The organism is Ruegeria sp. CG1 (assembly GCF_056537265.1).
The window spans coordinates 42292-58162 of record NZ_JBQFRF010000003.1; the positions used below are offsets into that span (position 1 = coordinate 42292).

Sequence of the window (15871 nt, forward strand, 5' to 3'; positions counted from 1 at the left end):
TCCTTGCATGTCGTGTCTGTTAAATGAGTCAATCGATGCTGAGCACCAACTTGCCGGTGGTTTCGCCCGCCTCTAGGCGGCGATGCGCTTCCGTAGCCTTGGCGATTGGGTATGTGGTGATCTGAGGACGCAGAATGCCAGTTTCCAACAGCTTGAATACCTTGGTCATGTCCGCGCCGAATGCAGTTGGTCGGTTGGAAAAATACGTGTAAATATCGCTGACCCGAACTGAGACAGATTTCTGGAAGTGTTTCGCCAGATCCTCGGCAAAACCGCCAGCTGGCGGCCCGGCAAGGAATCCGAAGAGCACAGCCGTTCCAAGGGGAGCCAGCGCATCAAGGTCTGATTTCAAGGAGTCACCGGAAACCGGATTCAACGTCAGATCAACACCGCGCCCACTTGTGATCTCTGACACCAGCGTGGCCACGTCCTGAGTACGATAGTCGATGACAAAATCTGCTCCTTGCGCCTGGGCGTATCCGACCTTTTCAGTGCTGACCGAAGCGATCACAGTCATGCCCAGATGCTTGGCGATGTGGAGGGCCATCGTGCCCACTCCGCCTGCAGCCGCATGCACCAGTACGGATCTTCCGCCCGCCGCACCGCCCAGATTGACCAGCATGTGATAGGCCGTCATTGCGTTGACAGGGATTGCTGCTGCGGTTTCAAAGGCGATGGTATCGGCAATTTTGGTTACATAAGGTGCACTTATTACGGAATGCGTACCATAGCCGCCCGCACCAATCGGCCCCATCCATGCGACGCGATCACCCACTGCGAAACCAACGGCATCTTTGCCCGTCGCTTCGACGATTCCGGCACCTTCAACGCCGGGTACATGGGGCAGGTCTGGCATCATGCCCTCTGGCATTTCGCCACGGCGAATAATCGTATCGATAAAATTCACCGCCCCGGCATGATTACGGATCAGGATTTCTCTGGCACCGGGCTGTGCGACAGCTTGGCCAACACTTCGCAGAACTTCGGGCCCGCCAGTTTGGGTGATTTCTATCGCATACGGCATCATGCATCTCCTATTGTTTCGCAGAAGATAGCGGCGGCGCCATTTCGTGATAATAGTTGAATCTAGAAAGTATTATCTCATAAATAGAATTATGATCTACAACGACCTTGGCCTGTTTACTGTTGTCGCCCACCACCTCAGCTTTTCCAAAGCTGCAGATCGTCTTGGTATTCCGCTTAGCAGGATTAGCCGCAGGATTGCCAAGTTAGAGGATCATCTGGGCGCTAAGCTATTCGAGCGCACGACAAGGCAGGTGCGCCTGACCGAAGAGGGGCGCCGTCTTCTGGATCGTTGCCAGGATCCGATTGAAGCGCTTCAGCGTGTTGCGGGTTTTACCGATGACACGCGGCACCACACGATCCGCATTACGGCCCCACCCTTGGCAGCTCGTACAACGATAGGGCCAAAGCTGGTGGATTTCGCGGAACAAAATCCTCAGGTCCAGCTTGAACTGACGACGACTAACATCATGCTGGATTTTTTCGCGGACAATATCGACCTCGCCTTTCGGGTCGGTCCGCTTGCGGACTCCGGTCTTGTTGCCAAGCGGTTATGGTCAGTTCCATATTGTTTTTGCGCAGGGCAGGGCTTCATTCGAGAGCACGGGCTTTCGGGTCCTTTAACGCGACCGAAGTTCCAGACTCTTCCTGCGCTGATGGCGGGTCAACCTTGGGTACTGGAAACGGGAGAGACGGTGAATCCAGCCCACATAGCCCATAATATTGGCGACCTTGATGTCATAGCACAGGCAGCTCGTCGTAATCTTGGGATAGCGATGTTGCCGAAGGATATGGTGGAGGGCGATCTGCGACGACTGGAAGTTGAGAATACTGTCCCGCTGACACGAGACATGTACGCGGTTTATCCCAGCCGTCGTCTGTTGCCCGAGCGTGTCAGGAAACTGATCGATTTCATGGCACCGGGATAAATCCTACCAATCAATTTGCACCCCATCCCGAAAGAAACCACCTGTTGGACCGTTCACGGGCAGTGTTGCAGCCCACACGACGCCCTTAGCCCCTTCGGGAACCGGGCGACCACCCCCGCCCATGTCAGTGGCGACCCAGCCGGGGCACACTGCGTTGACAAGGATGCCTTCGGGTTTCAAATCAGCTGCAGTCTTGATGGTCAGCGCATTGAGCGCTGTTTTCGAGATGCCATATCCAGGAGTGCTGGATGACATGCCTGTCAGCGCTCCTGAGCCGGAAGACACGTTTACAATCCGGGCATCATGACCATTTTGAAGTAAAGGAACGGCCGAAATGGTTGTTGCCCAGGCTCCGAAGAAGTTGGTCTCGAAAACACGGCGCACGCGCACCAGGTCGGCGCTGAGCGCGTGCTGATCCGTGTCGTAGTCAACGCCTGCATTGTTTACCAGTATGTCGAGATATCCGTATTCGGAGTTGATCTTATCAAAGGCAGCGTTGACCGAGCTCTGATCGGACACGTCCAGTTGCAAGGCCTTAGCTCCATGCCCAATCTCTTCGGCCGTGGCTTGTCCCTTTTGCGGGTCGCGCGATGCTACCAAAACAAATAATCCATGATCGCGGGCCAGTTGTAGGGCGACTTCTTTGCCGATGCCTCGATTGGCTCCGGTCACAAGTGCGATACGTTGTTCGGTCATGAGGTTTCCTTTGAATTTTCGTCAGTTAACCGAAAGCAAAACCTAATAGTGAGATTGCCAACATCGCTCTGGCAAGGCAACCGGCGCGCAACGATGCGGCGTTAACTGATGTCAGTTGGCCCCGGCCCCGCGTTCACCGGCGAGGGCGACGAGACCACGGTCGCCGGTTTCCCAAAGAGCGGTCATTGTCATCGCTGTTACAACCCAGCGGTCACCTGTTTTTTCCAGCACATAGTCATAACGGCCGCCCAATACCCATAGGCCATCGTCAAGCCGGTGGGTAGCGGTGAAATCAGCCTGCGCCGTCGCGGCGGTTTCTGAAACTGAGGTGATCGCGTGGTTGGTCACCATGTGATGCGTGCTGTCGAACCCGGGCAGGAAGGCGGCCCAGCCCGCAACAAGTTCGTCAGCGGGTTGGGTTGCCGGGTCTCCACCCCAAAGGCTGGTGTAGTCAATGGTGACGTGATCGGCGAAGGCATCCCTTACACGGGTCCAATCATGCCGGTCTGCGCCTGCAGCGATATCCGTTAGGGTGCGGGTGATGTCGGTTTGATCGGCCAATGCAGGGCCTCCAATCATTGTTATGGCGGTGAGCATGGCGATGAGGGATCGTTTCATATCCGGGTCCTTTGTCAGAGTTGGACAAACCAACGTACGTTGCTGCGCCTGCTTCATTCATTAGCCAAGCGTTCAGGCACGGGCGCTAAGGTGTATTGCGACCAAAAAAACGTATTCGCCGCATCCTGATCAGCACTGAGATTGGTGGCCTCGACGATCTTGCCGTTCTCGATCCGGTAAACCAGAGCCCAGATGGTATCGACATTCGGCTTACCTTCGGCGTTGGACCAGCCTCGGTGAATATCTACAACATGGGTTTCATCCGCGCCAAAGTAGATCGGGTCAGCCTGAAACCCAGCTGCGCCCAACTGGGCGAAGAAGGCCAAAACTTCATCCCGACCGTTTTTGGTGCCGCTCAGCGGATGGCGGCCGGGAATGTGCCATTGTACGTCCTCGTCCATGACAGCGGCGATTCCATCAAGGTCGTTCGAGCCGTAAGCCGCAAAAAAATTCTGAACCACTTTCATATTGTCTTCGGGGGTATCGGCCATTGCGTTGCCTCCCATAACAGTCGCGACCGCGAGTGCTAGTTGAAGTTTTCGGGTCATTAGGGTCTCCAAGGGAATGAGGCGTCGGATAGCGAGGCCCAACGCCTGATCAGCAGGATCAATTATCCAATCCGGCGCGGAAGTGGTCGGCAACGGCGTCGGCCGCCCGGGTCACGTCCTCGGGGTTGTCGTAGAAATCGAACTGCGTGACATCCTCGAGCCACTGCGCAGTCGCGTCACCGGCAAATCCGGCAAGGAAGGTCTGCACGCCCTGCGGGATCGCTGCGCTTTCAGAGTGAACAATGGTCAGCGGTTTATCCAGACGCTGTGGGTTGTCGGCGGGATGGTAGGTCAGCCAGCCTTCCCAGCCTGCATTGTTCCATTTGTCATCATATTCCGGGATCGCCCCACGGTCCGCCTCATAGTAGTAGCCACCGATCGGCATCAGCACGCCTTCGGCACCTTCTGGACCCGCGGCAGGAATGATCTGGCCCCCGGCGGCTTCGGCAGCCCGAGAGACTTGAAGCAAGCCGGCAACACCTTCTGCGCCGCCGTAGACGGCCTCAACAATTTCGGCGTTCTGCAGCCAGGGAGCAACCAAACCAAGTCGCTGAACCAGCGGGTTGCCCGAGACGGCATCGACCATATAACCCGCTGAGGCGCAGATACCCAGCCCATTGATGTGCTCGGAGTCCACTTCTGGCAGGGTCGCTATGAATTCGATCGCTGCCTTGATGTCCGAGGTCTTGGCTTCGGGGCTTTCGACAAAGCGCGCTTGGTTCGGCAGATCGCCGGATTTGCCCCAGCCCCGGAAATCGAAGGTGAAGGCGGCAAATCCGCGTTCGGCCATTTCCCGGGCATAGTTCGCCGGCATCTGTTCTTGTACTGAGGTCCAGGCCCCTGTGACCACGACCGTTGGCAATGGTGCATCGCCGCGTTCTTCGGGTAGGTACAGTGTGCCGGATAGGGTGGCACCTTCATTCTCAAAGGTGACAATGCGGGTTTCGACCTGTGCGACGGCAGCTGTCGAGGCCATTAAAGCCGCAGCGGTATTCAGAGCGAGGGTTTTCATCGCGATATCTCCCAAAGTCTGTCTGGATGGGCGCAAGCCCGATGACGAAAGAGATACGTTGCCGGAGGTTCACTTGATTGCACCGGACTGCTGTGTTTTTGAATGATCCTGCATCAAGCCATGTTGGCCGCGCGATAAGCCTTGGGGGTTTGTCCCACCACCTGTTTAAAGCTGCGCGTGAAATGAGCCTGATCGGAAAAGCCACATTCCAAAGCGATATCACCCAGAGGACGCTGCTGGTCCTGCATCATCTTCATCGCCTGTTCAATTCGGTAGGCCATGACATATTGCATCGGGGTCGTGCCCAACGTCTCTTTGAACATGCGTGCGAAGTGCGAAGGGCTCATTCCCGCCTCGGTCGCGAGCTGCTCAACGGTTATGGTCTGATCCAGCCGGTTCTGTACAAAGGCCAAAACGCGCTGGTAATGCCGGGATGTGAAGCGGGATGACAGCTGAACATCTTCGATCCGGCGTTTTCCATATTTCTGGAGCAGTTTCACTAGGAATACGCGGCTCATGGCTTCGAACATCACGACCGAAGACATGTCGGTCGATTCCAATGCGTCACGCAGTATAACGCCAGCCGTGCACAGATCAGGGTCCGAGAACTGCGGCAAATCCCGAAATTGCTGCGGGTCAAGCAGCATGCCCAGCTCGGACTGAGCAAAGCGTTCAACCTTAGCCGGGTCCAGTGTGATAACGATGACATCAGACGTCGCGTACCACCGCCAACCCGATCGCATACCAGCCGGAGTGACGATGATTTCATCCTTGTGAAACATGAAATCCCGCAACTCACCATCCCTCCAGTTCTGAACTCTGTGCGGAATGGTCTGGAGATTGAGAAGCACGTGATGCTCTTTGAAAACATCCTCGGGCATCTGATCCGGCTCAGCCCGGAAATACCGAACGGACATCAACCCTGCAGCCGAAGGCCGCTCGATCGCATCGCTGTTTAGTAAAGGTTCCGAGGGGTAAATGTCCGCATATCTCGAAGGCAATCGTCGGCTCCCATAGTGTACCTGGGCAATTCTCGCTGGCGTCGATCGTACACGGTTGAAAACATCCAACAGGGGTGCGAACCCATGGAGTGGTGCCGTGGCCACCTGCTTCTCGCAGCGCAGCTGTAGCGTTCGGGTCGACGCTTAGAGAATTTTCAAGATTGCGGTCGCTGAATCAAGACGGAACACGATGCCCGACGAGAAACACGTGCTGCCGTTGATCCGAGAAAATAGTCCATTGCCGATGGGTGATGCGCTCCGACAACAATCAAATCAGCGCCGATTTCCCGTGCGAACTCGGTAATGCGCAGCCCTGGCTTTCCCGTTTCTACCTTGCAGTTTATATCGGTCGCTTCTCCGGCGATCGACTTTAGGGTTCCCATGATTTTGTTGGTCAGATGGTTCTCGGATTTCACTGTCACGAATTCCGCCGTAAAACCCGGGATCTGTTCCAGAACTGTAAGTAGTGTGATCTTTCCGTCAGCTGCCAAAAGCTTGCGGGCAGTGGTGATTTTCTCAGCAACCAACTCTTCATGATCAATGGCAACGGGGATCAATATGGATTTATACATGTAAAGCACTCCCAGTGAGTTTCGGCGATGTCAACGAGCAGGGCTTGGTGCATCATAACTTGATAAGTACTTTCAGAATTAAAAGGTTCTGATCTGTTGCCCAGGACCCCGCCCTGCCTTAGTGGCCAAACACCTCGAGCCGCGCCCATTCTGGACCTCGGTTCAAGAGAAAGACGGCCACCGCATATGCGATGGCCGCCTTGAGGTTACTATGCGCTGCGATACAGTTTTGTCATCGAGAATTCCCGATGTCCCAGCGCCTCTGCCGCGGTGTTACGGCCGTTTGCTGTCCTGCGGATCATATCGATCAGAGCATCACCAGCCTGATCGATGGTTTGTTCGCGCCGCAAGATGCCTGAAACATCAACATCCACATGCTCGCCCATGGTGCGCACTGTACGCGGGTTCGCGGTGATCTTGATGACCGGAACGATCGGGTTGCCCACCACGTTGCCCTGACCTGTCGGGAAGGTATGGATCACAGCACCGCCCGCCGCCATCAGCGTCACACATTCCGCCGCAGCTGATGAACTGTCCATGAAGTAAAGGCCTTTGCCCGAGTTAGGTTGCTCGGCAGGTTCCAGAATGTCGATATATTGCGAAGTCCGGCCGATCTTTTCGAGGTTGCCAAGCGCCTTTTCCTCAATGGTGGTCAGGCCACCTTCGATGTTGCCCTTGGTTGGCTGACTGTCGCTGAGGTCATCGGTCTGATGGGCAAAGATTACATCGTCCTGATAGGCTTTCCACATCTTGTACCAGCGTTCGCCCACCTCTTCATTGATGGCCCGCTTCTGACAGATGTGTTCCGCCCCGGTGATTTCCGAGGTTTCACCGAAGAATCCGGTGATCCCTTCGGGTAGTAACTTATCGTACATGTTGCCAACGGTTGGGCAGGACCCCAGACCCGTTGTCGTGTCGCTTTCACCGCATTTGGTCGAAATCCAAAGCTCGTTGATCGAGCATTCCTCGCGCTGGACCTCGGTGGCCTTGTGGACAAAATCCTTGGCGGCCCATGAAGCGCGCCGGATGGTCTCGAAGTCACCGTTCTGTTCGATTGAGAACTCTGCCACGTCCTTGCCGGTCTCGCGGATGCCGTCGGCAATGCGTTTGGTCCAACCCGGCTCGATGCCGATCACCACCACCGAGTGGACATTCGGGTTGGCCCCTGTGCCAATCATGGTGCGGAAATGCAGCTCGAGGTCCTCGCCGAACTGAAGGCGGCCATAAGCATGTGGGATTGCCAGCGTGCCCTTGACGTTGTTGGCGACCGCCTCGCAGGCGGCGTTGGAAATGTCATCGACGGGCAGGATCAGCACGTGGTTGCGCACACCAACCCGGCCGTTTTCGCGCCGGTAGCCCATGACAGTCATGTTTGAATATTTGCTCATGGTATTAACCCCTTACCAGCGCTTGGTCTTGCAGTTTTGCGTGTGGACATGCCCGCCGCGTGGGATGTCAGCGATGATCTTGCCGATATCCTCACCATACTTGATCGCCGTATCGCCGTTCTTGAGGTCCGTGAGCGCGATCTTGTGGCCAATCGGAACATCCGCGCCTGCGGTCAGGCGAAAGGTCGAGTTGTCATGTGTAATACAGCACAGCATGTCGGTGCCTGCAGTCAGGCCTTCGACGACCACGACACCGACATTGTCTTCCTCTTCATGCACCAAAAGGTGCGGTATTTCATTTGGGGCTGGATTTGACATGAAGGTCTCCGGTTTTTGCTATGGTTTAAGGATGGTTTTCGGCGCAAGCGTCTTGCCAGCGCGAATGTCTGTAAAGGCCGCGGCCCCGTCGGACAGGTCGCGAGTTTCAACCCAGTCAAGCGTCCCGAGGCAGCCGTTGAACATGGCATTGCATGTGTCGCGGAAGTCCTGTGCGGTATAGGTGTAGGTGCCGATCAGCGTGATTTCCTGCAGCGTGATGCGTCGGATATCCAATCCACCTTCGGAACTGCCTAGGCCGATGTGCAAAATCACCCCGCCCGGGCTGACGAGCGCCGAGGCAACCGCGCGGGTAGACGCAAACCCCACTGCGTCGATCACCAATGGAATGTCCTGTTCCGGTGTGTCCACAACGGCGATTCCACAGGTGTCGCGAAGATAGGTCGCACGGGCTGCGTTGGGTTCGGATAAGGTCACCTGCTCGACCCCCTTCGCAGTGAGCGCAAGAGCTGCCGCTAGCCCGATTGCCCCGCCGCCAATCACATGGGCACGCCGTTCGTCTGCCGGGTGCAGGGCCGCAAGCCCCAGCCGCACCGCATGCCAGCTGACCGCAATCGGTTCGGCGAGTGCGGCCTGCTCCAGCGTGATATGCGAGGGCACTTCAATCAAATTGCGCTCTGGGATAGCGACGTATTCCGCAAAAGCGCCTTCGCGCGGGGGCATTGAGATGATCTGCCGCGAGGGGCAAAGGTTCTCACGTCCGGACCGGCTGGCCGCGCTGTTGGGGTCGTTGACCAGCGGATTGATGGTTACGCGAAGGCCATCAGCCGTCACACCGGCCCCCTCATGGCCAAGGATCAGCGGTGCCGGGCGGCGGTCATCATGGCCCAGATAGGCGTGCATGTCGGACCCGCAAATACCGACGCTATCGATGCGGACGAGAACCTCATCGGGGCCTGGTTCCGGGTTCGCGAAATTGCGGTATTCCAGTGTTTCGACATCGGTGTAAACCAAAGCTTTCATTTCGCTGTAAACCCTCCATCGACCATCAAAACTTGCCCGGTCACGTAGGCACAGGCATCAGAGCAAAAGAACAGCAACGGGCCGTCTAGGTCTTTGGGTTCACCGTTGCGACCGATACAGGTCTGCGCAGCATTACGGTTCGCGCGTTCAGGATCATTGAACACTGCAGCCGTCAGCTCGGTTCGAAAGAACCCAGGGCCAATCGCGTTTACGCATATTCCGCTTGATGACCAGGCCTCGGCCATTGCTCGGGTCAGCTGTGCCACGCCGCCCTTAGACGCCCCATAGCTAAGCCCACCTGGAAAAGCTCGGCTGGACTGGAGCGATGCGAAATTTACGATCCGTCCCCAGCCTTTGGCCTTCATATCGGGCACTAGGTGCTGCGACAGAAAGAAGGGAACGGCAAGGTTCAACCCGATTGTTATGTCCCATCCTTCTGGTGACACCAAATCCGCAGGCTCGCGCGTGTTGATCCCGGCGGCATGCACCAGAATATCCGGTGCCCCAAACGGCTGTGACGCGGCAACGGCCAGCTCTGCCAACCGATCGCGATCCGAAAGATCCCATGGCAGCGCATGAACCTGATCCAGCTCGGCCAACGCTTCTGCACGTCGCGCCACGCCCACGACCTTAGCGCCAGCATGCGACAGTACCTCTGCCGCTCTGCGACCAAGGCCGGAGCTGGCCCCGGTCACAAGAGCGGTATGTCCAGTGAGATCAGGATGATAGGTCACGGGTTGGGTCAGTCTTCGGCTGTCAGGTCAAAGTTTTCATCGGGGAAGAACTTGGCCAGTCGAATATCCGCGGTACGCGCGTGCCCCTCCATACCTTCAAGGCGTGAGATACGGGCCGTCGCCTGCGCAATCGGCTTCATCGCATCAGCGGTCGAGCGCTGCCAGGTCACGATCTTCATGTATTTATGGACGCTGAGGCCACCGGTGTAAGTGGCCGCCCTGCTCGTGGGCAGCACGTGATTGGTGCCTGAGGCTTTGTCGCCAAAGGCAACCGTGGTCTCTTCGCCCAAGAAAAGCGACCCATAGCACGTCAGCCGATCCAGCCACCAATCAAGATCATCGGCCATGACTGTCAGGTGTTCTGGAGCGTATTGATCCGATGTCGCCGCCATTTCTTCGCGATCCGCGCATAGGATGACCTCGGCATAATCGCGCCACGCAGCCGTAGCGTTTTCGCGGTTCACTTCGGGCAGGTCCTCGATCAGCACTGGCACCAAGCGCATAACCTCTTCGGCGAGGTCGCGATTGTCTGTCACCAGCCAAACCGGTGAGTTGTATCCGTGCTCTGCCTGCCCAACGAGGTCAGTTGCAACAACCATCGGATCAGCAGTGACATCCGCAAGGACCAGACTGTCCGTCGGGCCCGCGATCATGTCGATGCCGACACGCCCGAACAGGATACGCTTTGCTTCGGCCACAAACTGATTGCCGGGGCCCACAAGGATGTTAGCCTTGGGAAGCCCGAACAACCCGAAGGTCATCGCCGCAACCCCCTGCACGCCGCCCATGGCCATGATCTTGTCGGCGCCACAGATATGCGCGGCGTAGACGATCGCAGGCGCAATGCCGACATCGGGGCGCGGCGGTGAGCACGCGACGATATGTTTACATCCCGCCACCTTCGCCGTCGTCACGGTCATGATCGCGCTGGCGATATGGCTGTAGCGCCCGCCTGGGACGTAGCAACCGGCTGCATCCACCGGGATCATCTTCTGGCCAGCGGTCAGGCCGGGCACAACCTCGACTGCGATGTCGGTCATGGACGCTTTCTGTGCCTCGGCAAAGCGTTTGACGTTGCTGTGGCTGAACTCGATGTCGCGCTTCAGCTTTTCTGGCACGGCATCCATCGCGGCCTGTATTTCGGCATCGCTGAGAATGACGTTGCCTTCGTAGTTGTCGAATTTGGCGGCGTATTCCAACGCCTTGGCATCGCCGCCTGCTTCAATATCAGTCAGGATTCCCTGCACAATTTCACTGACGTCTGACGCTCCGCTGCGCGCGGTCAGCGTGGCTTTCTTCAGGTATTCACGGGTCATGTATCGAGTCCTTTTCTTACCGCGTCTTTCGGCGGCTTATCGATAGACATCAGGCAACAGTGAGGTAGAGAACGCCGGGATATAGGCGATCATCAACGTCACGATCAGCATGAAGAAAACAAACGGGATGGCGCGGTAGGCGATCTTGAGGATCGACTCGCCCGTAATCCCCGACACCACGAACAAGTTCAGCCCCAAGGGTGGAGTAATAAACCCGACCCCCAGCGCGGTGATCATCATGATGCAGAACTGAATCTGGTTCATCTCGATCTCTTGCGCCAGCGGGTAGAGGATCGGTGCCAGGATCACGATGTTGGGCGTCGTTTCCATAACGCAGCCCGCAATGATCAGGATAAGGACCATCATGGCGATCAGTACGAATTCGTTACTGCTGACTGAGGTCAAAGCTCCGACAAATCCTTGCGGCACTCCAATGATCGCCAGAGCTTCGGCCAGAGGGATCGAGAAGGCGATGATCGGAAGGATCACACCGTTGACCTTGGCCGAACTGACCAGCATGGCCGGGAAGTCGGACAATTTCAGTGTGCCCAGGATAAACCCGATGAATATGGTCACGACGACCGCCACAGCGCCTGCCTCCGTCGGGGTCAGTTTCCCCGAGAAGATGCCGTAGAAAATGATGCCGGGGACAAGGAAAGCGTACCAGCCGGACTTGACCGTCTTCCACAGGTTCGCGCGCCATTCAGCTGCGGTCATCATGCCGCCACCTTCCCAAAGGTTCAGCCGGTTCATCACGACGTTGGTGATCAGGATGGCCGTCAGGATCAAAAGGCCGGGGATCAGCGCAGCAAGGAACAAGGTCGAGACCGCTATGCCCAGCACAAGGCCGATGATGATATAAGCGATAGAGGGCGGGATGAGGATTCCGGTACAGGCTCCTGCTGCGACCAAAGCACAGGCGTAGGGGCGGGGATAACCGCTCTCGACCAGCCGGTCGATAGTCATGCGCCCTACCGCTGCCGCACCTGCTGCGTCCGACCCGGAAATCGCTGCGAACATGCCACAGACCAAAACGGTGGCCGAACCGAAGCCACCCTTGGCCCAGCAGGTCAGGGCTTCGGCGACGTCCAGAAACTTTCGACTGAGCCCGGTTCGGACAAGCACGTCTCCGGTCAGGATAAACAGCGGCACAGCTGTCAGCGCGAAGGCATCGATGCCCGAGAACAGCTTTTCGCCGACAAGGCTCAGCGGCAATGCGCCGGACATGATCAGCATTGTGATCGATGCTGCGCCTATTGCGGCCCAAACCGGAACGGCGAGCGCGACAAGAGCGACGAAGAGAATGACGGAGGCGTAGAAATCCCACCCAAGTTCAAGAGTTTGACCGCCGAGTTGTTGCCACATCATGGCTCAGGCCCTCCCTTAATCAAACAGCTTGTCGCCTTCGTAGACGGGACGGCCCGTTCGAAGGTCGGCAATATCGCGGAGGAAGGACTGCACCAGCCGAAAGATGACCAGCGCGAAGCCAAACGGCACCGCCATCAGGAAAAAGACCTGGCTGATCCGCAGGCCGTGTGTGACAGACCCGAATTTCCAGGACACGTGGACTGTCTCCCACGACCAATAGATCGCGACGAGTGCCACGATGAACATCACGATGTCGCCGAAGATGTAGAGCAGCGTTTTGACCGTGCGCGGGACGTAGTGCATCAGAACATCAATGCGGATATGCCCGCGTTCCTTGACCGCAGCGGCGGCACCGATCCATGCGAGATAGATGAACGCATACCGGACGATTTCTTCGCCCCAGATGGACGAGTAGGCAAAGACCTCGCGCCGGACCACTTCGATAAACATCGTGCCGACGAGCATGACGTAGAAGACTAAAAGCAGCCAACGTTCGGCATTTTTATCAATCGCTCGAAAGAGCTGAGACATAGCATCCTCACTACCGTCACGCGGCGGCGACGTGTTCTAGTGGGTTTTTACTGGGCAAACATCGGATGAGCCGACGCTGGACGCGCCGGCCCGAAGACGCGATCAGGCGTCGTGCACGTAGTATTTCGCACGCGTGTCTGCGGCTTCTTCCAGCTTGGCGAACGCATCCATCGATCCGGCCAGCTCGGTCTTGAAGCTGTCCCATTCGCTGCGCTGATAGCCACCGGCCTCTTTCCATTCGCCCAACTGATCTTCGCTGAGCGAGTGGAACTCGACGCCGTTCGCGATCAATTGAGACATGGCGTAGGCCCGTGCCGAAGGCACTTTGGACAGGTTCTGCTGCTGGGTGACTTCGCCCGCAAATTCGATACCTTCCTTGACGTCCATCGGCAGGCTGTCGAACCATTCAAGGTTGATCGAATAGACCTGACTGTCCGGCACCGCCTGAGTGAAGGTCACATGGCTGAGGATCTCACCAAAGCCAAAGACATGCAGCGCACCCACCGAGGGATCAAGCGCATCTGCGACGCCTTGCCGGATCGCTGACGGAGTCTCACCCCACGCAACAGGCGTCGGGTTCGCACCCACCATGCCATAATACTGCTGCAGCATTTTTGATCCGGGTACGCGGAATTTGACACCGGACATATCGCCGGGGGTAATAATTGCGTTGCCTCCCTGGCGAACAGCGACGACGCGCGGATCGATCACGATATACATCAGCGCTTTAAAGCCGGATGCCGCGATCTTGGGGTCTACTTCCGCCTTCCAAGCTTCGGAGGAAGTCAGGTTCGTGAACCGCTGGTTGGACCCACAGAAATATGGAAGGTTGATCAGATCAACCACGCTCGCAAAGGGCGCGAAATTCGACAGCGAGTGTTGCGCGGCTTGAATGGTCCCCCCCTGAACCGCCTGCGCCAGTGCACCACCAGCGCCAAGCTGACCACCGGGCGCCAGTTTCACATAGACCTTGCCATTCGTCATGTTCTGGATGTTTTCTTTCAGGTCCAGCTGCATGATCGGATAGCTGCGAGACGCGCCCAGTACATAAGCCGTCGCCAGCGTCATCTTGAATTCAGCCGCGTTTTCGCGATCGCGTTCCTCGGCGGCGGTCTGTGCTGCCGCTTCGCTGGACCACAATGTCCCAGCCGCACCGGCGACCATAGCTGCCGTGAACGAGCCGGTGCCCGCGAGTTTCAAAAAATTTCGACGCTCGGCCGAAGCTAGCTCCTGTTTAGTCTTGTCCATGTGTTCTCCTCCCGTTTGGACTTTTTCGGATTTATTCCTTTGGTTTTTCCTCCGAAATTTCTTGTGCTTCGCTGCGAAGTATGCCGACCGAAAAGGCGATGGCCGCCGCAAACAAAATCAGCATTTCCCAGACATTATTGACCAGAGGCGCCTTCGTGACCGCTCCGATCACCACATTCGCAACAAACGCGAGCAGTAATATCGCTGCTATCAAGTATGGCATGCGTCCTCCCCAACCCATCCAATGTCTCGCACTGAGTCGCCTGCAATGTAAGCGCTTACATTTTGTTATGCAAGCGCTTACATTGCATATGTGCTGTAGGTTCCCGACAAATCGTGCTTTTGATAGAATTCGTCTTGAGCTAGTTGCCCATCCAGAATGACAAGAAAAACCATGCCTCAAAGCGGTCACGAAAACACAGTCCCAACCCTTGCAGATGTTGCCCGACATGCGAACGTGTCCACCGCAACCGTCTCGCGGTGCCTGAACTCGCCAGAGCGGGTAGGGCAAAGCACAAGGGAACGAGTTCTGGCAGCTGTACGAGAACTTGGGTACGCGCCAAATTTCGGAGCCCAAGCCCTTGCAGCAAGGCAGACAAATACGATTGCTGCCGTGATACCGACTATGGAGAACGCTGTTTTTGCACGCGGACTACAGGCGTTTCAGGAAGAACTGGTGCGGCATGGTAAAACGCTTCTGGTTGCTTCGTCCGCCTATGATTCAGAGCTGGAAGAACAACAGGTGCGTGCGTTGGTAGCGCGGGGTGCAGATGGGTTGCTGCTGATTGGGTACGATCGCGAACCGGAGATCTATGCGTTTCTGGAAAAGCAGCGTGTACCAACTCTGATCGCCTGGTCATTTGATCCTGACCAATCCCCGCCGGCCATCGGCTTTGACAATCGGGCTGCGATGTTTGCCCTTGCCCGGCAGGTCATTGGATATGGGCATCGGCATATCGCGTGTATCTCTGCTCCAACCGCTTCGAATGATCGGGCAAGGGAACGCGTTCAAGGCATTCGGGATGCCAAACAAGAGGCCGGTCAAGACCCGAATACTATGCTTCTTGTCGAGACCGCTTACGGCGTTGAAACTGGTGAAGTTGCTTTGCGCGAGGTCATGACAGCCGCACCAGAAACGACTGCCGTGATGTGCGTCAATGATGTTTTGGCGGTCGGAGCCTTACGCGCGGCTCGGGAAATGGGGTTTGAGGTGCCTAAGGATCTCTCAATTACCGGTTTTGACGATATCGAAATTGCAATGCTCGCCGAACCAGCTCTTACGACGGTCCATGTCCCACATCGCGAGATGGGGCGTCGCGCTGCTGGGATGCTGATCCAGATACTCCGTGATGCGCACAGCGGTCAAAGTGTTGAGTTGCCGACAGAAATAAGACTACGTCAATCACTCGGTCCTGCCCGCACTACTGAGTGATCCCGACCTTGAGGGCTATGTCTGGAAATCTACTCGCTCGAATCTACCAACGATGTACGACCCGGATTCGGCATGCACGGCCAATCCAACTTGAACTACTGGTGTGAGTATTTCTTAGATTCAGAGTTTATGGCTAGCAGACTAAGAAAGCTGTAA

At 56.7% G+C, this 15871-nt stretch carries 18 protein-coding genes; 2 read left to right on the plus strand and 16 right to left on the minus strand.

The window, feature by feature from the left end:
- Nucleotides 1–28: 28 nt before the first annotated feature.
- Nucleotides 29–1024: a zinc-binding dehydrogenase gene (locus ACR0AU_RS09760; RefSeq protein WP_170733076.1), complete on the minus strand. Its 996-nt coding sequence runs from the start codon at nucleotides 1022–1024 to the stop codon at nucleotides 29–31.
- Between the two features lie 46 nt (nucleotides 1025–1070).
- Here ACR0AU_RS09760 and ACR0AU_RS09765 point away from each other — a divergent pair, with 46 nt between their 5' ends.
- Complete coding sequence (locus tag ACR0AU_RS09765) at nucleotides 1071–1952, plus strand: LysR family transcriptional regulator (RefSeq protein WP_480795622.1); 882 nt, start codon at nucleotides 1071–1073, stop codon at nucleotides 1950–1952.
- A 3-nt stretch (nucleotides 1953–1955) separates the two neighbouring features.
- Here the strand turns inward: ACR0AU_RS09765 and ACR0AU_RS09770 are convergent, their stop codons facing one another.
- The 15 genes from ACR0AU_RS09770 to ACR0AU_RS09840 form a co-directional block, all read right to left on the minus strand.
- The gene (locus ACR0AU_RS09770; RefSeq protein ID WP_480795623.1) at nucleotides 1956–2648 is read right to left on the minus strand and encodes an SDR family NAD(P)-dependent oxidoreductase; all 693 of its coding nucleotides are present in this window, start codon (nucleotides 2646–2648) and stop codon (nucleotides 1956–1958) included.
- Between the two features lie 111 nt (nucleotides 2649–2759).
- Nucleotides 2760–3266: a nuclear transport factor 2 family protein gene (locus ACR0AU_RS09775; RefSeq protein WP_170392548.1), complete on the minus strand. Its 507-nt coding sequence runs from the start codon at nucleotides 3264–3266 to the stop codon at nucleotides 2760–2762.
- A gap of 53 nt (nucleotides 3267–3319) precedes the next feature.
- Nucleotides 3320–3814, minus strand: a complete 495-nt coding sequence (locus tag ACR0AU_RS09780) for a nuclear transport factor 2 family protein (RefSeq protein WP_480439098.1) — start codon at nucleotides 3812–3814, stop codon at nucleotides 3320–3322.
- 58 nt (nucleotides 3815–3872) lie between these two features.
- Nucleotides 3873–4826: an alpha/beta hydrolase gene (locus ACR0AU_RS09785; protein ID WP_170733074.1), complete on the minus strand. Its 954-nt coding sequence runs from the start codon at nucleotides 4824–4826 to the stop codon at nucleotides 3873–3875.
- Between the two features lie 113 nt (nucleotides 4827–4939).
- Nucleotides 4940–5827 carry a helix-turn-helix domain-containing protein gene (locus ACR0AU_RS09790; RefSeq protein WP_170402136.1) on the minus strand — a complete coding sequence of 296 codons (888 nt, stop codon included), beginning with the start codon at nucleotides 5825–5827 and terminating at the stop codon, nucleotides 4940–4942.
- A gap of 155 nt (nucleotides 5828–5982) precedes the next feature.
- A complete protein-coding gene (locus tag ACR0AU_RS09795) occupies nucleotides 5983–6399 on the minus strand; it encodes a universal stress protein (RefSeq protein WP_170733073.1) in 417 nt (138 codons plus the stop codon).
- Nucleotides 6400–6608: 209 nt separating this feature from the next.
- Complete coding sequence (locus ACR0AU_RS09800; protein WP_170392544.1) at nucleotides 6609–7787, minus strand: UxaA family hydrolase; 1179 nt, start codon at nucleotides 7785–7787, stop codon at nucleotides 6609–6611.
- 12 nt (nucleotides 7788–7799) lie between these two features.
- Complete coding sequence (locus ACR0AU_RS09805; RefSeq protein WP_170392543.1) at nucleotides 7800–8105, minus strand: UxaA family hydrolase; 306 nt, start codon at nucleotides 8103–8105, stop codon at nucleotides 7800–7802.
- Between the two features lie 18 nt (nucleotides 8106–8123).
- Nucleotides 8124–9086: an alcohol dehydrogenase catalytic domain-containing protein gene (locus ACR0AU_RS09810; protein WP_170733072.1), complete on the minus strand. Its 963-nt coding sequence runs from the start codon at nucleotides 9084–9086 to the stop codon at nucleotides 8124–8126.
- Nucleotides 9083–9820, minus strand: coding sequence for an SDR family oxidoreductase (locus ACR0AU_RS09815; protein WP_170402129.1), 738 nt, complete (start codon nucleotides 9818–9820; stop codon nucleotides 9083–9085). The genes ACR0AU_RS09810 and ACR0AU_RS09815 overlap by 4 nt, the downstream gene beginning before the upstream one ends.
- 8 nt (nucleotides 9821–9828) lie before the next feature.
- Entirely contained in the window at nucleotides 9829–11136 is a 1308-nt protein-coding gene (gene hisD, locus ACR0AU_RS09820; RefSeq protein ID WP_170636777.1) for a histidinol dehydrogenase, read from the minus strand.
- Nucleotides 11137–11172: 36 nt separating this feature from the next.
- Nucleotides 11173–12504, minus strand: coding sequence for a TRAP transporter large permease (locus tag ACR0AU_RS09825; RefSeq protein ID WP_170392539.1), 1332 nt, complete (start codon nucleotides 12502–12504; stop codon nucleotides 11173–11175).
- A 15-nt stretch (nucleotides 12505–12519) separates the two neighbouring features.
- A complete protein-coding gene (locus tag ACR0AU_RS09830) occupies nucleotides 12520–13035 on the minus strand; it encodes a TRAP transporter small permease (RefSeq protein WP_170392538.1) in 516 nt (171 codons plus the stop codon).
- 102 nt (nucleotides 13036–13137) lie between these two features.
- Nucleotides 13138–14283: a TRAP transporter substrate-binding protein gene (locus ACR0AU_RS09835; protein WP_170392537.1), complete on the minus strand. Its 1146-nt coding sequence runs from the start codon at nucleotides 14281–14283 to the stop codon at nucleotides 13138–13140.
- 31 nt (nucleotides 14284–14314) lie between these two features.
- Nucleotides 14315–14506, minus strand: coding sequence for a hypothetical protein (locus ACR0AU_RS09840; RefSeq protein WP_170686435.1), 192 nt, complete (start codon nucleotides 14504–14506; stop codon nucleotides 14315–14317).
- Between the two features lie 171 nt (nucleotides 14507–14677).
- On the opposite strand from ACR0AU_RS09840, the gene ACR0AU_RS09845 reads away from it, so the two are divergent.
- Entirely contained in the window at nucleotides 14678–15715 is a 1038-nt protein-coding gene (locus ACR0AU_RS09845) for a LacI family DNA-binding transcriptional regulator (protein WP_170733105.1), read from the plus strand.
- The last annotated feature ends 156 nt before the right edge of the window (nucleotides 15716–15871 follow it).